The 22879-nt window shown below is 54.6% G+C and carries 27 protein-coding genes and 1 pseudogene; 16 read left to right on the top strand and 12 right to left on the bottom strand.

Translation table 11 applies throughout. The features are described 5' to 3' along the window. Nucleotides 1-225: 225 nt before the first annotated feature. Nucleotides 226-1653: a TniQ family protein gene (locus tag GGE33_RS15760; protein WP_281388789.1), complete on the bottom strand. Its 1428-nt coding sequence runs from the start codon at nt 1651-1653 to the stop codon at nt 226-228. 609 nt (nt 1654-2262) lie between these two features. On the opposite strand from GGE33_RS15760, the gene GGE33_RS15755 reads away from it, so the two are divergent. Beyond that, complete coding sequence (locus tag GGE33_RS15755; RefSeq protein WP_183824801.1) at nt 2263-4632, top strand: hypothetical protein; 2370 nt, start codon at nt 2263-2265, stop codon at nt 4630-4632. A 260-nt stretch (nt 4633-4892) separates the two neighbouring features. On the opposite strand, the gene GGE33_RS15750 is transcribed toward GGE33_RS15755, so the two are convergent. Further along, a complete protein-coding gene (locus GGE33_RS15750; RefSeq protein WP_210303684.1) occupies nt 4893-5264 on the bottom strand; it encodes a TIGR03067 domain-containing protein in 372 nt (123 codons plus the stop codon). A 303-nt stretch (nt 5265-5567) separates the two neighbouring features. Here GGE33_RS15750 and GGE33_RS15745 point away from each other — a divergent pair, with 303 nt between their 5' ends. Both GGE33_RS15745 and GGE33_RS15740 read left to right on the top strand, forming a co-directional pair. Next, nucleotides 5568-6140, top strand: coding sequence for a hypothetical protein (locus GGE33_RS15745; RefSeq protein WP_183824798.1), 573 nt, complete (start codon nt 5568-5570; stop codon nt 6138-6140). Next, nucleotides 6137-6733 carry a hypothetical protein gene (locus GGE33_RS15740; protein ID WP_183824795.1) on the top strand — a complete coding sequence of 199 codons (597 nt, stop codon included), beginning with the start codon at nt 6137-6139 and terminating at the stop codon, nt 6731-6733. Before GGE33_RS15745 ends, GGE33_RS15740 begins: the two co-directional genes overlap by 4 nt. Before the next feature lie 343 nt (nt 6734-7076). Here the strand turns inward: GGE33_RS15740 and GGE33_RS15735 are convergent, their stop codons facing one another. The 3 genes and pseudogenes from GGE33_RS15735 to GGE33_RS15730 form a co-directional block, all read right to left on the bottom strand. Continuing rightward, a complete protein-coding gene (locus GGE33_RS15735; protein WP_246436147.1) occupies nt 7077-9023 on the bottom strand; it encodes a KAP family NTPase in 1947 nt (648 codons plus the stop codon). A gap of 363 nt (nt 9024-9386) precedes the next feature. Next, a pseudogene (locus GGE33_RS27520) lies at nt 9387-9476 on the bottom strand (exodeoxyribonuclease III); the annotation flags it as partial. Between the two features lie 16 nt (nt 9477-9492). Beyond that, on the bottom strand, nt 9493-10110 hold the full coding sequence (locus tag GGE33_RS15730; RefSeq protein WP_183824792.1) for a DUF1684 domain-containing protein: 618 nt from the start codon (nt 10108-10110) through the stop codon (nt 9493-9495). A gap of 451 nt (nt 10111-10561) precedes the next feature. Here GGE33_RS15730 and GGE33_RS15725 point away from each other — a divergent pair, with 451 nt between their 5' ends. After that, entirely contained in the window at nt 10562-11212 is a 651-nt protein-coding gene (locus tag GGE33_RS15725; protein ID WP_183824789.1) for a PRC-barrel domain-containing protein, read from the top strand. Between the two features lie 65 nt (nt 11213-11277). Here the strand turns inward: GGE33_RS15725 and GGE33_RS15720 are convergent, their stop codons facing one another. Beyond that, nucleotides 11278-12009 carry an SDR family NAD(P)-dependent oxidoreductase gene (locus GGE33_RS15720; RefSeq protein WP_183824786.1) on the bottom strand — a complete coding sequence of 244 codons (732 nt, stop codon included), beginning with the start codon at nt 12007-12009 and terminating at the stop codon, nt 11278-11280. A gap of 81 nt (nt 12010-12090) precedes the next feature. Between GGE33_RS15720 and GGE33_RS15715 the strand changes: the two genes are divergently transcribed. Continuing rightward, nucleotides 12091-12477 carry a winged helix-turn-helix transcriptional regulator gene (locus GGE33_RS15715; protein ID WP_183824783.1) on the top strand — a complete coding sequence of 129 codons (387 nt, stop codon included), beginning with the start codon at nt 12091-12093 and terminating at the stop codon, nt 12475-12477. Between the two features lie 68 nt (nt 12478-12545). On the opposite strand, the gene GGE33_RS28015 is transcribed toward GGE33_RS15715, so the two are convergent. After that, a complete protein-coding gene (locus GGE33_RS28015; protein WP_425486663.1) occupies nt 12546-12617 on the bottom strand; it encodes a glycine zipper domain-containing protein in 72 nt (23 codons plus the stop codon). A gap of 556 nt (nt 12618-13173) precedes the next feature. Here GGE33_RS28015 and GGE33_RS15705 point away from each other — a divergent pair. The 6 genes from GGE33_RS15705 (at nt 13174) to GGE33_RS27725 (ending at nt 16044) form a co-directional block, all read left to right on the top strand. Further along, nucleotides 13174-13623, top strand: coding sequence for a DUF892 family protein (locus tag GGE33_RS15705; protein ID WP_183824780.1), 450 nt, complete (start codon nt 13174-13176; stop codon nt 13621-13623). A gap of 149 nt (nt 13624-13772) precedes the next feature. After that, the gene (locus GGE33_RS15700; RefSeq protein WP_183824777.1) at nt 13773-14375 is read left to right on the top strand and encodes an alpha/beta hydrolase; all 603 of its coding nucleotides are present in this window, start codon (nt 13773-13775) and stop codon (nt 14373-14375) included. Between the two features lie 144 nt (nt 14376-14519). Next, nucleotides 14520-15029: a hypothetical protein gene (locus tag GGE33_RS15695; RefSeq protein WP_183824774.1), complete on the top strand. Its 510-nt coding sequence runs from the start codon at nt 14520-14522 to the stop codon at nt 15027-15029. 146 nt (nt 15030-15175) lie between these two features. Beyond that, the gene (locus GGE33_RS15690) at nt 15176-15388 is read left to right on the top strand and encodes a hypervirulence associated TUDOR domain-containing protein (RefSeq protein WP_183824771.1); all 213 of its coding nucleotides are present in this window, start codon (nt 15176-15178) and stop codon (nt 15386-15388) included. Nucleotides 15389-15404: 16 nt separating this feature from the next. Continuing rightward, nucleotides 15405-15815 (top strand): GFA family protein, encoded by a 411-nt coding sequence (locus tag GGE33_RS15685; protein ID WP_343062497.1) that lies wholly within the window; start codon nt 15405-15407, stop codon nt 15813-15815. Nucleotides 15816-15915: 100 nt separating this feature from the next. After that, a complete protein-coding gene (locus GGE33_RS27725; RefSeq protein WP_281388788.1) occupies nt 15916-16044 on the top strand; it encodes a hypothetical protein in 129 nt (42 codons plus the stop codon). 44 nt (nt 16045-16088) lie between these two features. Here GGE33_RS27725 and GGE33_RS15680 read toward each other — a convergent pair whose 3' ends face one another. From GGE33_RS15680 to GGE33_RS15670, 3 genes are all read right to left on the bottom strand, one after another. Continuing rightward, entirely contained in the window at nt 16089-16607 is a 519-nt protein-coding gene (locus GGE33_RS15680) for a GXWXG domain-containing protein (protein ID WP_183824764.1), read from the bottom strand. After that, a complete protein-coding gene (xth, locus tag GGE33_RS15675; protein ID WP_183824761.1) occupies nt 16604-17389 on the bottom strand; it encodes an exodeoxyribonuclease III in 786 nt (261 codons plus the stop codon). The genes GGE33_RS15680 and xth overlap by 4 nt, the downstream gene beginning before the upstream one ends. A gap of 70 nt (nt 17390-17459) precedes the next feature. Further along, nucleotides 17460-17630, bottom strand: coding sequence for a hypothetical protein (locus tag GGE33_RS15670; protein ID WP_183824758.1), 171 nt, complete (start codon nt 17628-17630; stop codon nt 17460-17462). 204 nt (nt 17631-17834) lie between these two features. Here GGE33_RS15670 and GGE33_RS15665 point away from each other — a divergent pair, with 204 nt between their 5' ends. Continuing rightward, the gene (locus tag GGE33_RS15665; protein ID WP_183824755.1) at nt 17835-18101 is read left to right on the top strand and encodes a hypothetical protein; all 267 of its coding nucleotides are present in this window, start codon (nt 17835-17837) and stop codon (nt 18099-18101) included. Nucleotides 18102-18364: 263 nt separating this feature from the next. Here GGE33_RS15665 and GGE33_RS27515 read toward each other — a convergent pair whose 3' ends face one another. Both GGE33_RS27515 and GGE33_RS15660 read right to left on the bottom strand, forming a co-directional pair. Then, nucleotides 18365-18580, bottom strand: a complete 216-nt coding sequence (locus GGE33_RS27515; RefSeq protein WP_246436145.1) for a hypothetical protein — start codon at nt 18578-18580, stop codon at nt 18365-18367. Beyond that, nucleotides 18573-18782: a hypothetical protein gene (locus GGE33_RS15660; protein WP_183824752.1), complete on the bottom strand. Its 210-nt coding sequence runs from the start codon at nt 18780-18782 to the stop codon at nt 18573-18575. Before GGE33_RS15660 ends, GGE33_RS27515 begins: the two co-directional genes overlap by 8 nt. Nucleotides 18783-18920: 138 nt before the next feature. Here GGE33_RS15660 and GGE33_RS15655 point away from each other — a divergent pair, with 138 nt between their 5' ends. From GGE33_RS15655 to ligD, 4 genes are read left to right on the top strand one after another with little or no spacing between them, the layout of a single operon-like run. Then, entirely contained in the window at nt 18921-19130 is a 210-nt protein-coding gene (locus GGE33_RS15655) for a hypothetical protein (protein WP_183824749.1), read from the top strand. Between the two features lie 4 nt (nt 19131-19134). Continuing rightward, complete coding sequence (locus GGE33_RS15650; RefSeq protein WP_183824746.1) at nt 19135-19320, top strand: hypothetical protein; 186 nt, start codon at nt 19135-19137, stop codon at nt 19318-19320. Between the two features lie 32 nt (nt 19321-19352). Further along, complete coding sequence (locus GGE33_RS15645) at nt 19353-19664, top strand: hypothetical protein (RefSeq protein ID WP_183824744.1); 312 nt, start codon at nt 19353-19355, stop codon at nt 19662-19664. Between the two features lie 59 nt (nt 19665-19723). Then, nucleotides 19724-22363 carry a DNA ligase D gene (gene ligD / locus GGE33_RS15640; protein WP_183824741.1) on the top strand — a complete coding sequence of 880 codons (2640 nt, stop codon included), beginning with the start codon at nt 19724-19726 and terminating at the stop codon, nt 22361-22363. Nucleotides 22364-22879 lie beyond the last annotated feature (516 nt).

Here is a 22879-nt window from a genome sequence, read left to right as displayed (position 1 = left end):
GCAATCTGCTCCATGCAATATGACCGGACAATTGCACGAACAGATGATCTTAAAGGAAATGGCACACATAAAAATTTAGACATGCCCTACCGTGTTGGTAACCCCACACAGATTCGATCAATGTGCTACCGCTATCGCGGATAGGTCGCCCACGCAGTAACAGGCAAGTTCAAGGCGTTGTCCTTCGAGATAAAAGCTGACTAAGTTTTAAGACCCATCCTTATGTCAGTTGATACCAGCCGTTTTGAGATCTCGCCTTCGGAATAACAGTGCCATAGACGATCGTGTAGGAAGGGCAGGCTCAATACCGCTCTTCCGCAATTTATCATGCATTTCGGTACGGCTAATTCGATGCTGTGCCGCCAACTGATCGAGGGAGACATATTCTCTTGAAAACCGATCCAGCTCACGCATGCGGATACCTCGCCGCGTGCGCCCTTTCCACAGCGACATGTTTTTCAACTCAACCGTCGAAATCAATTGCGATGCAGTGAGGTTCAACATTGCTTTCGATGTCACCCCCAACTTGCGACGAGCAGCATCCAGGGAAAGGATTTCGTTAGCAGAGGCTCTTTTCTGCGAGGCGGATGGCGTAGCGAGTGAGCGCTCAAATTCCAATCGGTCGAAGAAGTGAGGTTCATCCTGCTCTACGAATACCCGCGCCAGGACCTCCCTGACCTCGTTCTCTGATAACCCGTGTTCCTGACAGGCAGACTTGATCGAGTGATACCTGCGCTCAGCGACGGGCCAAACAAACGCGTCCCCCGGCTCCAGTGCGACATGCGTCTCGGCATGTCGCTGAACAAAAGACATCACCGATGCGGCCCTTGGGTCACCTTTGTTGGATGACCACCAAGTCAGGAAAGGTGAGTAGATGAGGCGAGGATGTGTAACTCGTTTGCAAACAACTCGGACATGCTCTGCCAAGAACGACCAAACGTTGCTCTCGCCCTTGTGCGCAATATCGAACCCTCGCTGGAACTCTCGTTCCGTATAACGGCGAAGGCCGTTTTCTTTCATCTCTTGCATCTGCAAACATCGACCTAACAGCACGCAAAGGTCGGCCGCAAGATACACCGGGAACGCGTCTAGAAACGCTGAGCTGGGTGGGTGGGAGAGGCGGTCATAGAAATACTGATCACTGGCACGAGGATAAGAATTACCGCTCGGGATTGTTGCAGCATCGGCTCTTAAGAGGCTGTCGAATGACGAGAGCCGTCTCGGATCCTGGAGGGCAACTGACAAAGTGGCACCATGAATGGGGCAGTGAGTAATCAATCGCCATTGCCAGGGTCCCCGGATATGAAGGGCCGAACCATCTTTTCGCGCGTCTTGAAGGCATTCCGCGCAAAATCGGATGCCTTTGTTGTTCAATTGAGTTCGGCGAACGATACTTTCGCCGAAAGAGATGAAGACGAATGACGCGACGGTGTAGCGGCGCAGTCTGTCCAGGCAGTGTCCAGTCTTATCAGACAGCATATTCGCATCGTGTTCCGAAAAGCGGCGGATGTCACCATCGATCCCGATCACTCGAGCGAATTGCCTGATGTCTTCAAACCCGTTCGTCCATGCAAGCCGAGCGAGGTAGCTGGCTGGGACCTCGTCGTCCATCGGCGAGACAACGCGAGGAAAATGTAGTGGTGTCGTTGGCATGAGTGAGCAACCAAGCCTCATACAGCGTGGCAGCCAGATGTCGTTTCCTGATGCCGCGGAATGACGGATCTGGCTGAGTAACGCTAACCAGAGCGACGGATACGGTTACACTGATGCAAAAGTTATGCTCACTTCAGCGTAAGCGTACCATTGTCGCCGATTATGAAAGGTGGCTAAGGATTGCGTCGCGTTATCGCGACACCTGTCGGCAGCCGGTCAATTAATGCGCCAGCGATTTCTGTATTCGAAGAAATGCCATAGCTAGCTCGCCGTAATGATGCACGGCGTCATCTTGGCACTGGCACAGCTGATTGTCGATCTAATATGGTTACCAACATATTAAATTTGCGTACATGGTTAATGCGTGCGTATGCCGCTCGCAGTGTTGCGGGCTGGTGAGGAGCAAAACTCAGCACTGGACTTCGTACCGCTCGGGGATGCTGGCGTGTAACGCCTGATTGCGCAAGAGAAGGTTACCTAGTTAGGCTGAAGTCGATCCGCCAGTTCGTTACCATTTGCACCGATAAGAATCCCGCACAAGCCTTGGAAACAAATCGACAACCGTGCGTCCTTACGGCATGAAGTCCAGGGCATTTGATGGGGACGGACTTGTACATACCACCGTGGACGATTTTCGCTGGTCTAGGGGCGCTTGATCGCCGCGAACTCTGCAATCTAATTGCCAGTTTCGAAGCTACGACCTTGTTGTCGATGTCGATGGATCGCGTCAGTGATATTGTTGCACGCTTCCAGAGTGGGCGCGACGGCGAAATGAATGCGTTCGCCAAGCGTCTAAAGGAAGCGGCTGATAATTTGTTTGTGTCCACGGCCTTGGAGCGAGAGCTGCGTATCCGTCTTTGGGGCAACATGGCTGAAGCACTCGGTCTGAGCGCGGCGCTTCCTCTGTCTACGAAACGAGCAAATTCAATCGGTGCAGGTGTCGCATTCAAAGCGGCAAGCATTATTGCCATGCCTGTTGAAGACGACATTTCCAACATCCAGACCACGGTTCAAAAGGCGTGGCGGACTGTGAGGTCGATTGGTGCTCGTCAGCATCAGGATTTTGCATCCCTAGTCGCTGCCCAGGCCGAACTTGTTGCCAAGGCAGTGGGTGAGGCAGCCGGATCGGGTGAATTGTCCGCGGAACTGCAAAGCGAACTCGGCGCACGCATCCGAGATCATATCCGAGAGCTGCCGCCTGAACTCCGAGACGATGCTATGCGAAATGCGTTGGTTTCTGGAGATCGCGCAGCCTTCGCACTGCTTGCGACAGGTACTACAGCATTCTCGGTTGGCGTCGGCGTAAACCTGGCGGGTTTCAGCGCGTATATTCTCGCCGCACAGGCTTCGGCATTCATCCCACTCATGAGCGGACCAGCCGTAGTTTCCACACTCTTCCTGCTCGCGAACCCATTGTTCAGCATCCCTGCCGTCGTCGGACTAGGCTATCTCGCAAATCGTCACGTAAACGGTGGGCAAGCTCAGAAGCTGGCTGCCGTCGTTGCGGTCCAGTTAGCGCTGCGTGGACTATCCGCTGAACGGGATGGTTTGACGGTCACGTTGAATGACTTCAGGTTCGCGACAGAGCTAGATCTCCGGTCCCTTCCCGCAGAGATGAGGGCAGAGGCGTTATCCCGTGTTGCCGCCGTCGCAAGGACTACGGGCCGACAACTGCCGAATGCGGTGGATGACCTCAACGGCAAAAGCCACTTCTTAGACCGCAGGGAGGCTTTGCTGGATGGTGTCTTGTCGAGAAGCCGAGGCGATGCGGGGGAGATTGCGGCGGTCGCAGGACTGACTGCCGGTGATATCCTGTATAACGCCGTGTCCATCGATCCGATGGTTCTTGCCGCTGCTGACTTTTCGCGCTCGGAGGATATTGGGGACATCTTCCAATTTGGTGCCTTTGCGGAACGTATCGGATCGATGAGTGCTGCCGCCGTCGCTGGAGCAGGCAACAACCTTCGTGGATATGTTTCCGAGCAGCTCGTCGCGGCTCGTCTGACAGAGGTGGGCCATGTGGTCAGCTTCCCTGAGACATCGAACAATGCGGGTTTCGATCTGCTCGTGGACGGCGTACCCTTCCAGGTGAAATGCTTGCGGAGCCTCGATGGATTGCGAGAGCATTTCTCGAAGTATCCGGATATGCCCGTATATGCGAACGCCGAGTTAGCAGAAGCCGTCGTGAACAGCGGCGCGGCGTGGGCAAACCTGGTATTTTACGTTGACGGGTTTGATCGCGAGATCGCTGATCTGATTATGAAGACTTCCCTGGAAGCGGGTGAAGCACTTGGTGATCTGAACGCTCCGTACTTTGCCATGGCGATGTCCTCGGCACGCAACCTTCATCGGGTATGGCGAGGCAGAATGCCATTGTCGGATCTACCGTTCTCGCTTGTCATGGACGCCAGCGTCAAAGGTGGGCTATCGGCTATCGGTGCATTGTCAGGCAAGGCGATAGGGCTTCTTGCATTCGGCCCCGCTGGTGCTTTGGTTCTTGGCGGCGTTGGTGGTGTCAGCGCACTGGTTGGAGCCGGTTGGACCAGGGAGCAGGCGACGCGATTGATATCATCGGAATGGCTGGCCGACGTCGACACGTTCACAGAGCAATTCAAGGACGCCGTTCTGAATGTGGTGAGGGCAAAGATTGGAATGCTTGAGGCGAAGCGAGCCCGCATTCCTGAACCCAAGTCGGTGATTGGCGACTGGATTGATGCGCGATTTGCCGATGATATCGTGTCCCTCGGTGAGGTCGCATACGATCTTGAGGGAGTCATTCCAACTCTGAGGCAACCTGCTAAAGCGCGAGCTTGCCTTGCTGCGATGGATGCGGCGAAAGTCCACCCCATTGCCGTCGCGAAGGAGTTGGCAGAACTCTTGGAGGCACTTGCCTCGGAACCGTCGAAAACTAAATCAGCGAGCAAGAAGGCGGCGCAAGCTTGGGTTTCGATGAAGTCGAAGCTGCCTTTCAGGGCATAGTCATGACATGATCGGGTAAAATCCTCTGAGGGGACGGCTACAATAGGTTTGCCGCCCCCTTGGATTGCCGTTCAGGTGTGATCGACGGCGTTGCTTTGCAGGTATTTACTGGACTTTGCGATGTCTATTCCGAGATCTCGCACATCGACTGGGTAGCCAGAGCTATCCACTTTTATCGAAAATTTGCCCTTGTAGGCCAATTGACACAGCTGCCATGGCAACACGGATGTCAACAATGCACCACAAGGGCTCATAGCGTCTCAGGTTCGAACAAATCCTCTGATAGTGATCCCGCTCCCGCCTGTGAAATCTTGCGGGCGTTCCATATCAGCATCTGCCGCAGCGAACTCAAATGTGTCCTTTGACAGCGTGTAAATGGCCGGAAGCCTCTTCCCTGCATCAGTGCCTATGCTATCGATCCAGTCTATGCGTTTTGGGGATGTATCGTCTTTAATCACGAAGCTTCCCTCAATTAGCGCTTCCTCACCTGGAACCGCCACATGGAAAGTCTCGCCGACGATTGTCATGACGGCGTCAGGTGCGCCGTGAGTGTCGGCTGGATCTACAATCCCATTTTCTTCAAATCGCACCTGCCGCCACCGGCCCTGAAATCGCTTTAGATCAGTATCCATAACCATCCCCTCCATTTGCTGAAGTTGTATTTCGAGAACCCTTATTCGAAAGACATCCCTCAAACAACTTGACCGTTTCGGGCCAATTGTCGTCTTCCGGTTAGCCCCAGAAGGGGACGTTGCGGCACTCTTCGATCATTGTCGCCTCTCGACCCCATTTTGGTCGTTGACGCAGATGTCAGAAATCCCGGGAGTTTGCTGTCCGCTTTCACTTTTCATGCAACAGTTAAGTTGAGTGGTAGATCGCGCTTGCGTCTCTGTATGCGGCCAGATACTGAAGCGTTTATATGGAAGGGGGCTTTCATGAAAACCATTATTGCAACAGCAGTTGTTTGCCTAATTTTGCTAGGCGGCGGCCTGGCTTTCATCAGTTACTCTGGTAGTGATCCTAGCACTGCGGATTTGGATCAAGACCTCGTTAATATTGCAAACGAGATATCTAAGGCAGAAGCGCAGAAGGCCCGCTACGACGGCGGTGCAATCACCAGCCTCATCGATGTTCGCATTGAAACGCTGAAGGTGACCGCTGCCATGCTCGAACAGAAGCGCCTCAGCTTCCTTCGGCGGATCGACCTGAACTATACTTTAAATGGCGAGATCCATCGGCCGGACGAAAGAAGGATTGCTGCCATCGGGACAGACCTAGCCGCAGCCACGAGTGAGCGCGACCGCTTAAGCGCTGAGGCCAGTCGGTACACCGGTGGGTTAATCCAAGCAATCGCCTTAACAAATGCTGCAACAGCAGAATTGAGTATTTCCCAGCTTCGATTGGCGCTGCTGTCTGAACGGTATGGTTTAACTTGGAACCGGCGATCTGAAGGGCGTCCCGCAGCTCCCATGGGCCAGGAAACAGTGGAGGACGGTGACGCGCTATGAAGAAAACATTGGCCCTTCTCGCCCTCCTTCTAATGACGCTGATTCAGCCGGTTCTCGCTCAGGAAACTTCCGCCCCTTTTGGTCTCAAATGGATGGTCAGTGCTTCCGAAATCGAAAAACTCGGTGTTGTATTGCGGCCTGCGGAGAGCACGACGTTTGGCAAAACTTACGTCGCGACTTCTTTGCCCAAGGCACTGTCTGACATGAGAATTGTGATGCTTTCGTTCGGGCATGACGATCGCCTCTGGCGTATCGTGGTTCTGGGGAATGAGTTCGTCAATGACCAGTATGGGTCCCGCATCATGGACCGTTACAATCAACTCGCTGCTTCTCTGGCAAAGAATTATACCGAAACTGGCGTGTACGAGCGTCAGCCCAGCGATACCTACTATGGTAGGGCGGAAAAATTTGCGTACTCCCTCAGCCAGAACGAGGCCAATTGGTTTCGGACGTACAAATCAGATGCCAGCACAGTCGAGCTGTCGGCTAATTCAAATTACCAGGACACATTCTGGCGTCTCATTTACGTCCAGCAAGAGGGGGAGAAGGCGTTCGAGGCCAGCAAGGCTGGCGCCGAGCTTGATGCCCTTTAAAAAAAACGCTGTGAGATAGCCTCCGAAAGCAGGTCGCTGTCACGCGACAGCGTGAGCGTTTCATTGCCAGCCGGTGATTGTCCGGTTAGGCGCGAAGCCCGCGTTTGAGATTGTCCGTGTGAGGAGCAAAATGCCCGCATTCCACCCCCATTTCAGACTTCCGGGGACTGCCTAAGGAACGTTCGCTTCGGGACCGATAGCCCCCATAGCGCCTCGTTGCCTTTGAAGACGCTGGATACAATTGAAATTCAAATCGAAGCACTTCTAAACGCTTCGCTAAAATAAGATCCCCTTGGGAGATTTTAGCCGAGCTGTTTTCAGGTTCGCGGCAATAGGAGGCCGTTTAGGCGGACGTCGCTGCTCGATCGTCAGCTTCCTTGGCATTGACTTCCGCATCTTCCGGTGTGGGTAAGATCTGATCTTCTGGATCGTGCCCCCTCTCGTAGTGGCGGATCAATCCCTCCATAGTCTCCTTTGACATGTAGCGGTGCGGCTCGGGCCACTGGTCGACCTTCGCGATCACTGCTTCATAAACCTTCCGGGCCCAGGGAATTTCGGTCATGAGCGGCTCCCCATGCCTCCCATGATGGTAACGGTAAGCCAGAAGTCTCGAGCCCACGTTCAGTGCGGGAACGTCGTTCGCTATCAAGTTTGCCATCCTGTCGACGTCGATGCCGAGTAGTACCGGGTTCCTCGACAGATCGTCGTTCATCATGTTGAGCTTATGAAGTGCGTCAAGATCACCGGCCTCGGCTTCCTTGACGATCTCGTCGGCGCGACTCTCGAGGTCAACCTTTTCAACATCCGCCTGCTTATCGGTCAGGTATCGGTAGATTTCCTCGAATTCCGGGGTGTCCTTCGAGTTGAACCCCAGTCCAGCAGCCGATTCGTATTCGATTGGCAGGGGGTCGATTTTGTTTACTTCAAGTGATCTGTTTGCGACCAACTCATCAATGTAAGACTTGAAGAACGAGACTACCTCCGCACCATTCGTCAGACGAATGTCCCCCGCCTTGCCGTGTTTGATGGCCAGACCGGCGGCATGAAGGATCGGCCCCCGTTTCGTATGGGTCCTCTTAGCGAGCTCCTCCGCGAGTTCCTCTGCGGCTTCGTCAGTGTGAGCCATTGGTCTCTCGTAGCTGTGCCACAACCGCCGCCAAGAGGGCTCCGACTGTCCTTTGCCGAAGCCAAACTGAGACTTGGTCCACGTCGTGAACTCAGCGTCGTCCAAAATGCCGCTGGCTTCGAAGTCGATGATGCGTTGATATTCCAATGGCGGTGACTCGACGGCCAGATCTGCGAAGATTTCAGAGAACTGTTTCGCGACAGCGGTGTCCGGATCCTCTTCCTCACGCTTATTATGTCGCCCCATCGACCCGACCGCGAGAGTCATGGAAAGACTTGGCAATCTACCCAAAGCTTCGTTGCTCAGTTTCTTTGAACGATACCATAGCGTCGTCGCTACCACGACGAGCATAGTTCGAGCGACATGGTCTGTATGACCTTCGCGAATTTCCGTATCCGTCAGTAGGCTGCGTACGAACCGCGCACCGTTGACGATGGCCCAGGACAGATTGCGCAGGTTCTCGACGTGAGAGCGGTTGGCCAGGTCGATCAGGACATCAACACGTTCCTTCATGAACGACTTCGTAGGGCCGTCAGATACGTCTTCGACCGAACGGCGGACTACGCTTTCGACGTCTGCCTCGATACGGGCCCGTCGGCCAACGATCTTCTCGTTCTGCTCGTCCCAGTTGGCATCTTTATGAATCTCAAGCAGCTTCGCTTCGTCTCCAACTAGGATGACACGGCGTTGTCCCATCGTGATCAGGGAGTTTACGAGACCCATGATCTCGCCTAGTGCACCCGTCTCGACCCGCTCGAGATCGTCGAAGACGAGGATGTAGTCGACGTGTCGACGTGCTGCACGCTTCTCGATGGCGTCGAAAGTCGTCTTTGTTGCGTCCTTGATCTTGAGGAATTCCAAACCGCCTGAGACAATTGTCCCAATAGTCTTGCCGACCGCAACCTCGCCAGGGCTCGCGGCGCGGTGCATCCGCTTCTCGACGTCGTCGGCCGTCTTTACGCCGAAGAGGCTCACGAAGAGAAAGGGCGTCTTATAGAACCCCCTAGCTTTGGCCTTTGCCTGTCGGTCGGGTTCGTAGATCTTCTCGAGGAAGTAGGTCTTGCCGCTTCCCCAGGGACCCTCGACCAATATAGCATGGGTAACCGGGTGGACATCCGCGTCAAGGTAGGCGTCGATCACTGCGGTCGCGTGTTCGTTCTTCATTTCGAGGGGGACTCCTTCTCCCGCAGTAAAGTCTGCTTCCATAACCCTGTCTAGCGTCATCCGGGTCGTTTGTCCGATTCGGGCCGACTGCCGTCTCGGCGCATAAGCGCCGACTGCGGACTTTAGCTGTTCGCACGCGGCAAATATTACTCGGTAATCGCGTCAATTGGCTCTGTCTGTGGACGGTAACGACGGCGGTGAGAGGGCCGGACGAGTAGGCGGACGGGTCGACCGTGTTGAGTGCAGCTTTCGATGAGGGAGTAGATGCGCTCATCTGGATACAGATGCCCGATCACATCCGTCCAGTCTTGCTCGATCAAGATAGGATAGTCCTTGCGGACCTCGGGCCGGTAAAGGGCGTCAGACGACATTTAGCTTGTTCTCACTCAGCCAGCGCAGCGAGTTTTTGAGGCGCCCGTTAATGCCGTTGACGTTATAGGTCGCGATCTTCATGGTCGCTCACACGATTTCAGTGTTCCGGATGTCGTTCTCCGGCTCTAACCGCTCCCTTCAATCGATTCCCTGATGGCGCCAATGGGCAGACGTAGCGCGAAGAGTATGCGCATGATGGGAAGTAAGCGAAGTTGAAGTCGAGCACCAACGTGCCATCTGGCCGAGCGCCGCCCACATCTGCGCCTTTGATCGTATCGAGTAGATACCGTCCACCACCATATGTTTCCGTTCCCGACGTCGCGTCGGCGAATGGCAGAAACACGCCGCCGCCGTAACCTTCGATCCAATACAAGGTCAGCTCGCCACCCAGGTTCTCTTCGAGCCCACACGTGCGGGCGAATGAGCGCATCGACAATTCGCCGTCCGCTCCAGTCGCGACGGTGATCTTCTCCGGGGCCACCGTCTCAATGCTTACTGTGATGCGCATCGAGGGATCATAAGGAAACGTTTTTGGTCCCTCGAACACATGACGATCCGCCGCTTCGATTGGCGATTGAGGATGATCGCGGAACATCGTTGAGCGGGTGTCGCGCCAGAGGCGCCACGCAGCTGATACATCTGTGCTGGAGCGAATCTGGTGGTAGAGATCTGCAATTTTCTTGCGCCAGTCCCATAGTTGTAGGGTGTCTTCCAAATCGCTTTCTCCGGTATCGAAAATTTAGCTATGCCTCGCTGAAAGGTAGGGGACAGAAGAAGCATCGCAACATCGTCTAGGCCGATCTTCTTTTACTGATGTTGGAGCCGTCGCGCATGATCGATGCCGCTTTTTAGAGGACGATGGCACAGCTCAGATCTCCGAACTCCAGGTGACCCTTCTATTGATCTGTGTGCCGTCGATCTCAGTTGATTCAAACCGAGATATTCAGAGGGTAACCGCCTCCCGCGCTGTTGTCGCCGCGTTCCTGACCTGAGTTTGTCTCTCACGAGAGCATCGGCGACCTTCTAAGTAGCCGCGTAGCTTCAAACATCGCCTTCTATCGATGAAGCCGGTCACACGATTTCGTCATTGAATGTCATCTCAGTGCGAGGAACGAAGGTCGGCTCGCTCCGTTGCCTGCACGTTCGATAAATACGAGGATATACTTATGTTGAAGCGCACGATCTCCGCACTCATCCTGTCCGCAGCTATCCCTGTTGCAGCACTCGCGCAGGCTGAAGGTGCTGCGCAGACCGCTCCGGCAACGCCAGCCCCGAGGGCGTCCGACCAGAACTCGGCACAAGATAAGACAACCGCAAAGCCGATGGAGCAGGCGTCAGCCAGCGATGCTACGACAGCGGGTCCATTCGTTACCGTACCAGAATCTGGCGCATGGCGGGTCAGTGATCTTGAGGGTAAAGAAGTATACGGTGCAGAAAATGAAAGCATAGGCCAGATCAATGATGTGCTGGTCAGTCAGGATGGAAGCATTAATGCGGTCATCGTCGGTGTGGGTGGCTTCCTGGGGATTGGCGAGAAGAACGTCGCAGTAGACATCAGCGCTCTGCAGTTGGGTCCTGGCAACATGTCGAACAACTCGGCGGCTGGTGAAGCAGCACCCGGCGTTTCGGGAGAGACTACAGCTTCGACTTCCACTACGGCCACAGCCCCTAACCGTGCAGTTCCTGCAAATGGCGCTGACACATCGGGGGTTGAAGCTGGGTCGGATCGCCTGCCAGAGCAGATCGTGTTGAACGTGACGCGCCAGCAGGTACAGGACGCGCCGGAGTTTGAAGGCGTCGAGGGCGATCAGCAGTAAAGCCTCGAGTGGTGCGCTCGCTTGGTATGCAAGCGCACCACATCTACGATAGCTTATCAGATAAGCTAGATCTGCCTCATTCCTCCGTCGACGCAAAGTTCGGCACCTGCAATGTAGCTTGCCTCGTCGCTCAGCAGGAAAAGCGTAGCCGCCGCGACTTCCTCTGGACGTGCCATCCGCTTCATAGGTATAGGCGCAATCAATGACTCGCGGACGTCGTCTGGAACAGCCGCCATCATTTCTGTATCTGTCGGGCCCGGAGCGACGACGTTGACGCGAATGCCTTTGGAAGCGAGCTCTGCGGTCCAGGTTCTCGCGTAGGATCGGAGTGCAGCCTTCGTTGCGGCATAGGTGCCGTATGAAGGGATCCCCGCATTGTCTGCAATTGATCCTACTAGGACAGCTGAGCCTCCTTCACCCATCACTGGAAGCGCGGCCTGCAGTCCGAAAACTGTGCCGCGGACGTTGACATCGAAGTGGCGATCGAAGTGGTCTGGAGTGACTTCAGTTATCCGGGCGGGTTCGGAGATGCCCGCATTCAGCACGAGAGCATCGATACGCGAGTGGGTCTGACGCACGCGATCTACGGCCTTCAGCATGTCTTCAGGTGAGCTAGCGTCGGCTGTGATCCCTATCGTGCCCCTGCCAATATTGGAGGCTGCCTTCTCGACATCGGAGGCACGGCGGCTGGTAATAAAGAGCGTCGCTCCCTCCGAAGCCAGCCGCTCAGCGATGGCTAGGCCGATACCCTTTGCTCCACCGACGACCAGCGCGACTTTGTTATGCATTCGAGTCATCTGAATTCCTTTCACTTGATGGTCTCGAGATGATATACGTCGTAAATCTGATATCAATCACGCACCTTGAGTAGCCTAGATATGGACCAGTATACTGACCTGGAAATGCTTTCCTGCCGCGCCCTGGACGATATGGCGATTGTGCGTCCCGTTTTGGATAAGATCGCTGATAAGTGGACGATCCTCATCCTAACCGTAATTTGTCCGAAGCCGTCACGGTTCAACGAGATTAAGCGACGCCTCAATGGGATTACACACAAAGCGCTCTCAGACGCTTTGAAGAGGTTGGAACGAAATGGTTTGGTAACAAGGACTGTGTTGCCAACTCAGCCGATTGGTGTCGAATACGCGATTACCCCTTTGGGGCATTCTCTGAGACAGCCATTTGAAGCGCTCTGCGCTTGGTCGCTAGAAAATGGCCCTCAGATCGAGGCGGCCGCCGTTCGCTTTGATAAGGCAGGTAAATAAGCTAGGTACTGTAAGCAAATCGGCCACCCACGTCGGCAATGGGAGGCCTTGTTGATGTTCATGTCCAGTTATCGCGTAATGCCGACGATAAAGCCGACTACAGCAGCGAGGCCGATCGCCTGCCAAGGATTTCGTCGGATCCTATTCCTTACGTTGTCGGTCGCTCGATGCTGCAGACTCTCGGCCTCGTCCCTGAGAGCAGCGAGCTGCTCACGCGGCTCGACCTACGGTCATTTCGATGTTCAAGGATCAATTCGAGAGCTTGGTCGACACGTGGCGCATCGGATGCTGCCCGTCGGCCAGTTCCTGAGGGGATAGCGGTCGTGGTGGCCGACACTGGATCAGACGCCGGGAACGTTTCCTCCAATCCCTCATCTAGAAGACTGGTCGATCTTTGCCGAGCATGCTCGGCTTCGAATGCTTCAACCGCAGCTGATTTTTCATTCGCCATTTCCACCTCCTTAAAATCTTTAGCACAACTCATGATCTGTGTTTGTATCGCCGCGTTTCCCGGCTATGTATGTGCACTACTGGAGGAATCCAGTCGATCGAGACGCGGCGGCGCTTATAGAACCCTTCTGATTGCCTTGAGTTGCTGAGACGAGCCGATCGTACGGTTCCGTACCGTCGTCCTTACGAATGGAACGTGCTCAACTGTCATGTCTTTCCCCTGCCTCATTGGAAAGGGAGAAAACAATGGTTACTATGGTTGGTAATGAGAGCGACTTTAGAAAGCTCGTGAAGGATCTGATCTACCTCGAGCACGATGCGATTGCGGCTTACGATTCTACGATCGAGCGTCTCGATGACAAAACGCTTAGCGCAAAGGTCGACGAGTTTCGTCAAGATCATCTCCAGCATCTCTCCACCCTTAACGAAATCGCTGCAGAAGCTGGCATCGATGCTCCTGAGAAGGGTGACATGAAGCAGATGCTGACGACTGGCAAGATCGCGCTCGCCGACATTTTCGGCGACAAGACAATCCTAAAGGCAATGAAGACGAACGAAGACGACACAGTCTCTGCCTATGAGCGTGCCTCGCAGCACGAAGAGGCTCGACCGGAAACGAAAGCGTTCTTTATGAAGGCCCATCAGGACGAAGTCCGTCATCGTACTTGGTTCGAGACGACTGCTGACCGGCTCTGATCTCACAATCAGTCAATCGTCTCGAGCTTGACCCCGTAACTGATGACGCCACGATGACCGTCGCGTTGCCTCGTTCCGGGTCGAAGAGGGCGTTCTCCGTAAGGGTTGAGCGCCCTCTGTTTTTGATCTCACACTGAAAGTCGGCGAGCTTGGCACTGACGACCGGACTTATCATTCTTTTCCATGGCATCGGAGCGTCAGGTGCGCAGATGATGCCACTCGCCTCGTCCTGGAAGACAAGCCTACCTGCAGCACGGTTCGCCACGCCCGACGCGCCATTTCGCAAAGTGGCTGGACCTGGTCATCTCTGGTTTCAAGTCGACGGTAATCAACTTCGGCCTGACCGCCTTGCCGACATCCGCGACGCATTCGATCGCACGATCGATCAGATCATCAAGCGCGAGCGGTTTGAGGAAGCACTCGATCGGGTCGCCTTTGTCGGTGTCTCACAGGGGGCGATTGTCGCTCTTGACGCGGTCGCGTCTGGCAGATGGAAAATTGGCGCACTGATTGGCTATTCCGGCCTTCTCCCACCCATCCCGCTTTCTTCCGACAGCAGCGGCACGCCGGTTCTTCTTGTTCACGGACAGAGTGATCGAATTATCCCGCCAATTGCATCTACCCTTGCCGCCTCCCAGCTCCAAACGGCTGGTTTCAAGGTTGATCTGAAGATCGAGCCAGGTGTTGGTCATACGATCTCAATGACGGGCGCACGTCTTGGCCTGGATTTTCTCCGCACACACGTAGCCTGATTTTCAGAGACAGGATTCCAAATGCTAGAGTTACTGCGAGCGAACGCTCCTATCGTCTCCGCTGCGGCCAGCATTGGGACCCTTTGCATTTGGGCTGTCTACCTTCAAATCTTCGTTGGAGGGCATCGAAGACAGGTCAAACCAATGCTGGTTATCAACCACGGAGAGGGGCGGGCACTCAACGCTCATTGTTTGGTGACAAACATGAGCCGGGAGCCAGTGCACATTCAAAGCGTCGTCGCAAAAGTCAAAACTAAGAACCACACCTACACCGCCTACATCACAGATGCAGAGGATATCCGGCAATCAGGCATCGATACTGGATGGCAAAGAATGACGCGCCAGGGCCCATTGCAACCCGGGACAATGGCGGACATGGGGACTTTCGACTGCATCATTGATTATGCTGAGGCAAACGCGATCGAAGCAGGCGAGCGTTTTACGGGTAAACTTGATGCAGTTGCAGAAAACATCGAGATTACGATCCTGGGCATCTACGGCTCTGAGGACCTACTGATCGGCGCGACGCGAAAATTCGAACTCACGAAGTCCGACAGCGGATCGGCAATTCGAGCATCCGAAGCACTGACACGCCAGATTACTCGCAGGCGGGAACGCAGGAAGTTGCTCAAGGAATTGAATGAGCAGCTATAAGGCTGAACAATTTGGTTTCAACGAAACCGCTCCAAGATCTGTGGGCATGTCATACATAGTGAGATAGCTCACCCAGGCGACGACAGCTTCAACGGAACCATATGATCCTCTCATATGTTTGCTGCCGATATCATGCAGGAGGCCGTATGGCGAAGGATCTGAAGAAGGGCGACACCGTGGCGTGGAAAACGAGCCAAGGTGAGACGACAGGTAAGGTGATCCGCGAGCAAACCAGCTCGACAAAAATCAACGGGCACCAGGTAAAGGCTTCCAAGGCGGATCCTCAAATAATCGTCGAGAGCTCTAAATCTGGAGCCAAGGCAGCACATAAGCCGAGCGCCCTCAAGAAGAAGTCTTGATGTTTCTTTTTGCTTGATGAGGTCCAGCATGTCACTCCGGGTCGCAAAGTGTAGGTGCGGTGAGCTACGGGCAGAATGCTATGGGGAGCCGCAGAGGGTCTCGGTCTGTCATTGCCTGGAATGCCAGCGCCGAACCGGAAGTGCCTTTGCAGTCCAGGCCCGATACGCGAAGACGGATGTGGAAATCGAAGGAAGTTCTCGGCTGTACGAGAGGACTGGAGATAGCGGTATGTGGGCACGCTATCATTTCTGTCCGGATTGTGGATCAACAGTCTATTACGAAAACGAGGATACGCCCGGAGTCTATGCGATTCCTGTAGGCGCATTTGCCGATCCTAATTTTCCGGCACCCCAGCGGTCGATATATGAAATCCGCATGCATCTTTGGACTGATGTCAAAGGAGACGCGATCCATCGAGAGCGTTGACCCTGCAACTTGAATAAAAAACGTACTGTAACTGCTGCGCCACTTCACACTGCGATTTAGCGGTGCTTCATATACTCCGCCGTGTTTTGGGAGAGTGTGCGTGTATTACGAGTGGAATGCGAGGAAAGCTCGCCGCGTCTATGTAGGTAAGATCCTGATAGCCTGGATGGCGGTGATTGCCGCATCTGCCTTACCAATCGTGATGGCCGTCAATGCCCTGACCTTCTGACACTCCCTATGCTTCACCGACGGTAGACCATATCTCTGCGGTTATTAGACCCTTAGTAGCCTGAAGAAATATGGGCGGGGATCTCCACTAACTACCATCTTACCGACCACCATGTCGTCTGATCGACGGAAAAAATCCACGATGGGCTGTCGGTCATAAACCATTGCTGTGGTCAAAACGCCTTCGTCTATCCGCCGTTCGAGGGACGCTGTCGTGCCTTTGGCTCTCAGGCGCGGTCTCAAGTGAGAAAACAGGTTCCTCGCACGAGCCGTCCTGCCAAGACTTGCGAACCTTAACGCCCAGCGGATAGGGAAGAAGGCAGGTTCGATCGCGACGAGCTCTCCCTGGTCTCCCTCGAAAAGTAATGCGTCGGCCCGCATGTCGGGATGAAAACGCTTCCCGAACCAGTGCAGATTTTCGAGAACGCCATCCAAAGGGTGGCCCGACGGGTGACCCGACCCCTTCCACAAACCGATCATGTCCTCAGGATGGACGGTTTCCAGCGCTTTAAACCAGTCTGCGATCTCACTCTGCAGCGTTGACTGAAGCCGCGTGTTTCTCATTGGCTTGCATCTCCCGGGACGTCTATTTCGATCACCACAGGTGCATGGTCACTCGTATGTGGCCAACCCCGGGGCTTTCTGCGCACCGATGCTGATCTGAGCCACGGCGCGACTGTCGGTGACAGGAGGAAGTGATCGATCCTCAGGCCCGCATCGTGCTCGAAGCTGTTGCGCCAGTATTTCCAAAAGGTGTAAATCCGCTCGTCGGGATGCAAATGCCGGATTGCATCTGTCCATCCCTGCTGGAGCAAGTCAGCATAAGCCCGGCGGACTTCGGGGCGGAACAAGGCGTCATCGACCCATCTTTCCGGTTTGTAGACATCGAGCTCCGTCGGCATCACGTTGAAATCACCAACGAGGAGGGCCGGGATATCAAGGTCCATCAATTCGGCAGCGTAGTCTCGGAGGCGGTCAAACCATTTGAGCTTGTAATCGAATTTTGGCCCGGGGACGGGGTTGCCATTTGGGAGATAAAGGCAGCCCACTATCACGCCGTCAACCGCCGCTTCGATATACCGACTTTGACTGTCATCTGGATCGCCTGGTAAGCCGCGCCGCGTTACGAGGGGCTCTTGGTCCCGCACCAAGATTGCGACACCATTCCAGGACTTTTGGCCGTGCCAAGCAGCGCGATACCCAGCACGGGCGATCTCTTTCTGCGGAAATGTCGTGGACTTGAGTTCCTGAAGGCAGACTATGTCCGGTTTGTCTTCCTTGAGCCACCGCAGCAGAATATTTAGCCTGCCGTTGATCCCATTGACATTGTAAGTGGCAATCTTCAATTCGCTGCCGCCCTGTTACTGCTATCGAAACTTGAGGTGGGATTCGCCACTCTCTTGCAAGGCTCCTGGCCTAGTTAGCCAATTCGCTCGTGATGCGCTTGGCGTGATCGATGACCTTTTCCGCCTCGGCCAGCTTCTCGTCGGTGACTTTCACCGAGACAGATTCACCATCATCAATGATGAAATCAACAATCCATTTTCCAGCGCCTTCGTGGACTACTCGTGTGTGTGAAACATTCATTAGTTTGCTCCTCATGCCGCATTATGAACTGGCGATGAGGCACTCTGTTCCGCAAAACAAATTCAGAGGGAACTGACAATGGAAGGGACGTCCAGCCGTTCGGGCCAGGGCACCCGTTGCTAGTTCGCGCATGTTTCATGTTGTCGAGTGCGGGCCTAACGCTATCTGTGTATCGAGACTGTCATACGACCGAGGGATCTTGGAATGGGTTACAAGGCTAAGCCAGGCGATGTCAGCCTTTTTGAAGTTGAAAAGGCTGGTCATGAGGGCGCTCCAGATCATCGAGGCTACTTCATTGCTCATCGGGATATCATGGCGGGAGAGAAGGTCGAGTTAGTGCTGTGGTCTGGACGGCCAAACAGCGCTAGATCATTCGGCGGACGCCTATCAGATGGCAGCGATGATAAGCGCATCAGTCCACCAGCGTCTGTCGACTTGTTTGGCAACCCCTTGGCGGGCTCGACGAAATAATGGATCGCGACTTGTTCCGGTTCTATTGAGCAATAGGGGCAGCATGCGAAAACGCATGAGTTGAGTGTCTAAATTTCACAGGCGGGGACGAAGCGCTGCTAGAACCATCAAGAGGGCTCCTTTCGGACGCCCTCTCGGAAATTCGACAACTCTTCAAACTTTCGTTCTATCCGCTATACCAGCTGGATCGCTTTCGCGACGGTGAGAGTGCCTCCAAGTCGACTGGCACCCCGCGTTCCACTCACACTACCAGTTTGGGCAGGCTAGCGCGAGCCGTTAGATCTTTCCTCACTATTTTCTGTGGGATCGTAGTTCACATCCCAGTCCTTTCCGGCCTTCTTACCAGGTGGATCGCGGTGCACGGTGGCATCTTCCGACCCAGTGACTACTGTAGGCTTCGCGCTGTGCACTCCAGAGGCCTTCCGATCCGCTTGCGATGGAGCATATTGACCTTTGGCATCGTCTTCAGGGTTAGGCATCTGGATCATCCTTCGTCTTGAGGGCGTCGGACACGCTAGTTTTCTGCGGGTTGGCATTCGTTTCGCCAACTGCATCCTCATCCCGATCTGGATCGTCCTTCGGCTTCATATAACCGCGGGGTTTGTTTTCTTGAGGCCCTTCCCATCGCGGAGATTGATCGGTTGTGCCCGGAGCGCCGTCACTTGGTGTTGTGGTTGCCATTTTGAGATCCTCCATTGAACTAGCACAACCAGTGCAGCTGACGATCGTTCCGGCTCAACTTCACCCTCTCAAAGCAAGGGAACCACCGAGTGCGGCTGGTAGTTCAGGAAGCGGACATGTTCACGAAGGAGGCCAGCGATGGATCGCAAGGTTGTAGAGGTGGTTGCTGAGATGGAGGACGGCGTCATCGCGCTAGGCATAATGAATGCTGAGCAGGCTATGACTCTGCCTTCTGATGTTGATGTGAAGATCTCTCACCCCGATGCCGAACCCGGCAAGACCGATCGATCCTTAGATCGCTATGAGTTTCAAGAAATGCATACCCATCCAGCCTCGTCCAAGGATTAATTCTATGCTGCTGAAGAACATAAATGTCGCACAGACCACAGACACGACCGTCACCGTGGAGTTCAAGGGTGAGGGCAACGATCTCATCACAGTCAGGATGTCTGCTGATCCAGGCTCCAGCGAAGACCAAACCGTAGCGGCAGCTCTAGCGATGATCGACCAGCTGCGCGAATTCAAGCAGACCGCATGATTTATTGGCGGTAGAAACGAGAGGAGATTTTGATGTCTGACACAAGCACGAAGACCATCACCGCCACCTTTTCCACTCGTGAGGCTGCTGACCTAGCGGTTGAACATCTTGTTCAAAAACTCGGCATCGACCGGGCGGATATCTTTGTACAGACCAGCGGTTCAGAAAACTCATCAGGCACCGATATCAGCGGCGGAGACGCCGCGACGGTGGACGGGGATGCGCGGGGTGATGGGGCGCTGTCGTCGAACATCGAGGTATCTGCTGACGTCGCCGCAGACCAGGAAGAGAGCGTTCAAGCCGCCTTCAATGAATTGGGCGCAACCGATGTTGTTACGAGCTGAGGTCTCACAGAACTATGCGTGTAGTCGGAATTCAGTCCCTACGGAGCTAAGACCCGAATATGGCTGACAATCTGAGCAAATACCGCGCAAAGCGGGACTTCAAAAAAACCGCCGAACCCAGCGGGAAGGTTGAGGTAAAGTCATCGAACCGTCGTCGCTTCGTAATCCAGAAGCATGACGCGACGCGCCTCCACTACGATTTCCGCATCGAGATGGACGGGGTGTTCAAGTCCTGGGCCGTCACAAAGGGGCCTTCTCTCGATCCCCAAGATAAGCGCTTAGCCGTTGAGGTCGAGGACCACCCGTTAGACTACGGTGATTTCGAGGGCACGATTCCAAAGGGGCAATATGGCGGCGGCACAGTCATGCTTTGGGATCGGGGCTACTGGGAGCCAGACGGGAGTAAAAGCCCCGAAGAGGCGTTGGCCAAGGGCGACTTCAAGTTCAAACTTGAGGGTGACCGTCTGCGCGGGAGTTTCGTGCTCGTACGGATGCGAGGCAAGGAGGGCGAAAAGCGAGCGAACTGGCTCTTGATTAAACATCACGACGACTTTTCAGTCGACGAAGATGGCGCAGCAATCTTGGAAGTGAACGATACCTCCGTCGCCTCTGGCAGAGACATGGAAGCCATCGCATCGGGAAAAGGCCGGAAACCGAAGCCATTCATGACGTCTAGTGCGATCGATGCCGATGCTGTGTGGAACAGCAGTGAAGGCTTAGCGGCTGAGGACCGTAAGGTCGGAACGAAAACAAAGCCAAAGGCTGCCAAGAAGGCATCTGAAACCCAGATGCTATCCTTTATCGAGCCGCAACTCTGTGAGAACCTTGATCGCCCGCCCGCCGCCAAAGGCTGGCTTCATGAGATTAAGTTCGACGGTTACCGCATCCAGGCCCGCGTCGAAAACGGCGACGTCACCCTCAAAACCCGCAAGGGACTGGACTGGACCGGCAAATATTCTGCGATAGTGCGGTGTTTCTCGAACTTCCCGGACGCCATCATTGATGGAGAGATTTGCGCTCTGGACGAAAATGGGGCGCCAGATTTCGCAGCCCTCCAAGCGGCGCTTTCGGAAGGCAAGACCGATGATCTCGTGTATTTCGCGTTTGACCTCCTATTCGAAGGAGCCAACGACCTCCGCAAATTGCCCCTGATTGAGCGCAAGGAGCGTCTATCGGCGCTTATGGCAGACGCTACTGGCGACCCGCGCCTTCGCTTCGTTGAGCACTTCGAGACCGGCGGAGATGCTGTCCTCAAATCGGCATGCAAGCTATCCTTGGAGGGCATCGTTTCCAAAAAGGGAGATGCCACTTACGTTTCGGGCCGAACGAAGACCTGGGCCAAGTCCAAATGCCGGGCAGGACATGAGGTAGTTATCGGCGCTTATGCGACCACGAACGGGAAATTTCGCTCCCTGCTCGTCGGCGTTAATCGTGGCAACCACTTCGTCTATGTGGGCCGCGTGGGTACCGGATACGGAGCCAGTGTCGTTAACAAGCTGATGCCTCGACTGGAAGAGATGAAATCCTCAAAGTCGCCGTTCACCGGCATTGGCGCTCCGAAGAAGAGCGACGATATCGTCTGGTTAAAGCCAGAGCTGGTCGCTGAAATTCAGTTCGCCGGTTGGACCGCCGACGGTCAAGTACGACAGGCTGCTTTCAAGGGATTGCGGGAAGACAAACCGGCCGAGGAGGTCGAGGCTGAGAAGCCTGCCAAGCCAACCGAGACCGATGTGGCCGATCCGGAAAATGATGCACCGGCAAAGCCCCGCGCCTCTAAATACCGTAAAGGGGCAAAGGCCGACGTCATGGGCGTTCTGATCTCCAGCCCGGACAAAGCGCTTTGGCCGGATGCTCTCGATAACGAGCCGGTCACCAAGGTCGATTTGGCTCAATACTACGAGGCTGTCGGTCCCTGGTTGATCGATCACATCAAAGGACGACCGTGCTCGATCATCCGGACACCGGACGGCATTAGTGGAGAACAGTTTTTCCAACGGCACGCGATGCAGGGCACCTCAAACCTGATCGAACAAGTCACCGTTAGGGGCGACAAACAGCCGTACTTACAGATCGATCGCGTAGAAGGACTGGCTGCTGTTGCACAGATCGGCGGCACCGAACTCCATCCTTGGAATTGTGAACCGGACCAGCCCGAGGTGCCTGGACGTTTGGTGTTCGACCTCGACCCCGGTCCCGATGTCGATTTTGACACAGTTATTGAAGGTGCCCGTGAAATTCGTGATCGGCTTGAAGAACTTGGCCTCGTCAGCTTTTGTAAGACCACGGGCGGGAAAGGACTTCATGTTGTGACGCCACTGCTGGTCCCAAAAGGCAAAAAGCTCTCTTGGGACGAGGGAAAGGCATTTGCGCATGATGTCTGCCGGGAGATGGCAAGGGACAATCCTGACCTCTACCTCATCAAGATGACAAAGAGCCTGCGGAATGGGCGCATCTTCCTCGACTATCTTCGGAATGACCGGACATCAACGGCGGTGGCACCACTATCGCCGCGTGCTCGCCCGGGCGCAACGGTTTCGATGCCCTTGAACTGGACGCAGGTGAAGAAAGGCCTTGATCCGAAACGTTATACAATTCGCACCGTACCAGGGCACCTGAAGGACAGCACTGCTTGGCAGGATTATTGCGACGGCCAGCGCTCACTTGAACAAGCGATCAAGAGGCTGAACAAGCGGCGGTAGTAACCAGCCCGATCCTGGCGGTGGAGCTTGTGCGCGATGATGTTGTTGAGATTTTCGTCAACCAGCCGTATCCGCGCGATGGTGTAACGGACATTGAAGAAATGTCGCAACGATCGTGCCGGGCGAGTGCCTGTCACGCCAGCCAGAGGTTTCAATAGGAGACTGACAGTCCGTGAAGCTTTTGGTGAGGTCGATTTGGGTTCCAGCCGACTTCTAACAAAGAAGGGAAGAGGTGCAGACCCCCTCCCGCATCGTTCGGAGTGCCGAACAATCGTCCATGCGTGTTCGGCCGCCCGAACAGGGTTAGTTCGAAGTTCGAAGCATTTGTTGTGGCGATTTTTAGTGGATTGCGTTCAAAATTTAGTGGATTGCTGATTTGAGGCATGCCGTTTTTCGAGCAATTTCATGCTGTTAACCTATGCCCCGAAAATTTGGAATCTATAGAATCTATAACTCGACGTTGCAAAGTTGCAGTCAATTCAGGATTCGCACACGAATGCATGGGCGCTTAAAAAC

Source organism: Aliirhizobium cellulosilyticum (assembly GCF_014198105.1).
In the GTDB taxonomy this organism is placed as follows: Bacteria; Pseudomonadota; Alphaproteobacteria; order Rhizobiales; family Rhizobiaceae; genus Neorhizobium; species Neorhizobium cellulosilyticum.
The sequence above is the reverse complement of the archived record's forward strand: the minus strand, read 5'-3'. Positions and strand labels throughout refer to the sequence as shown.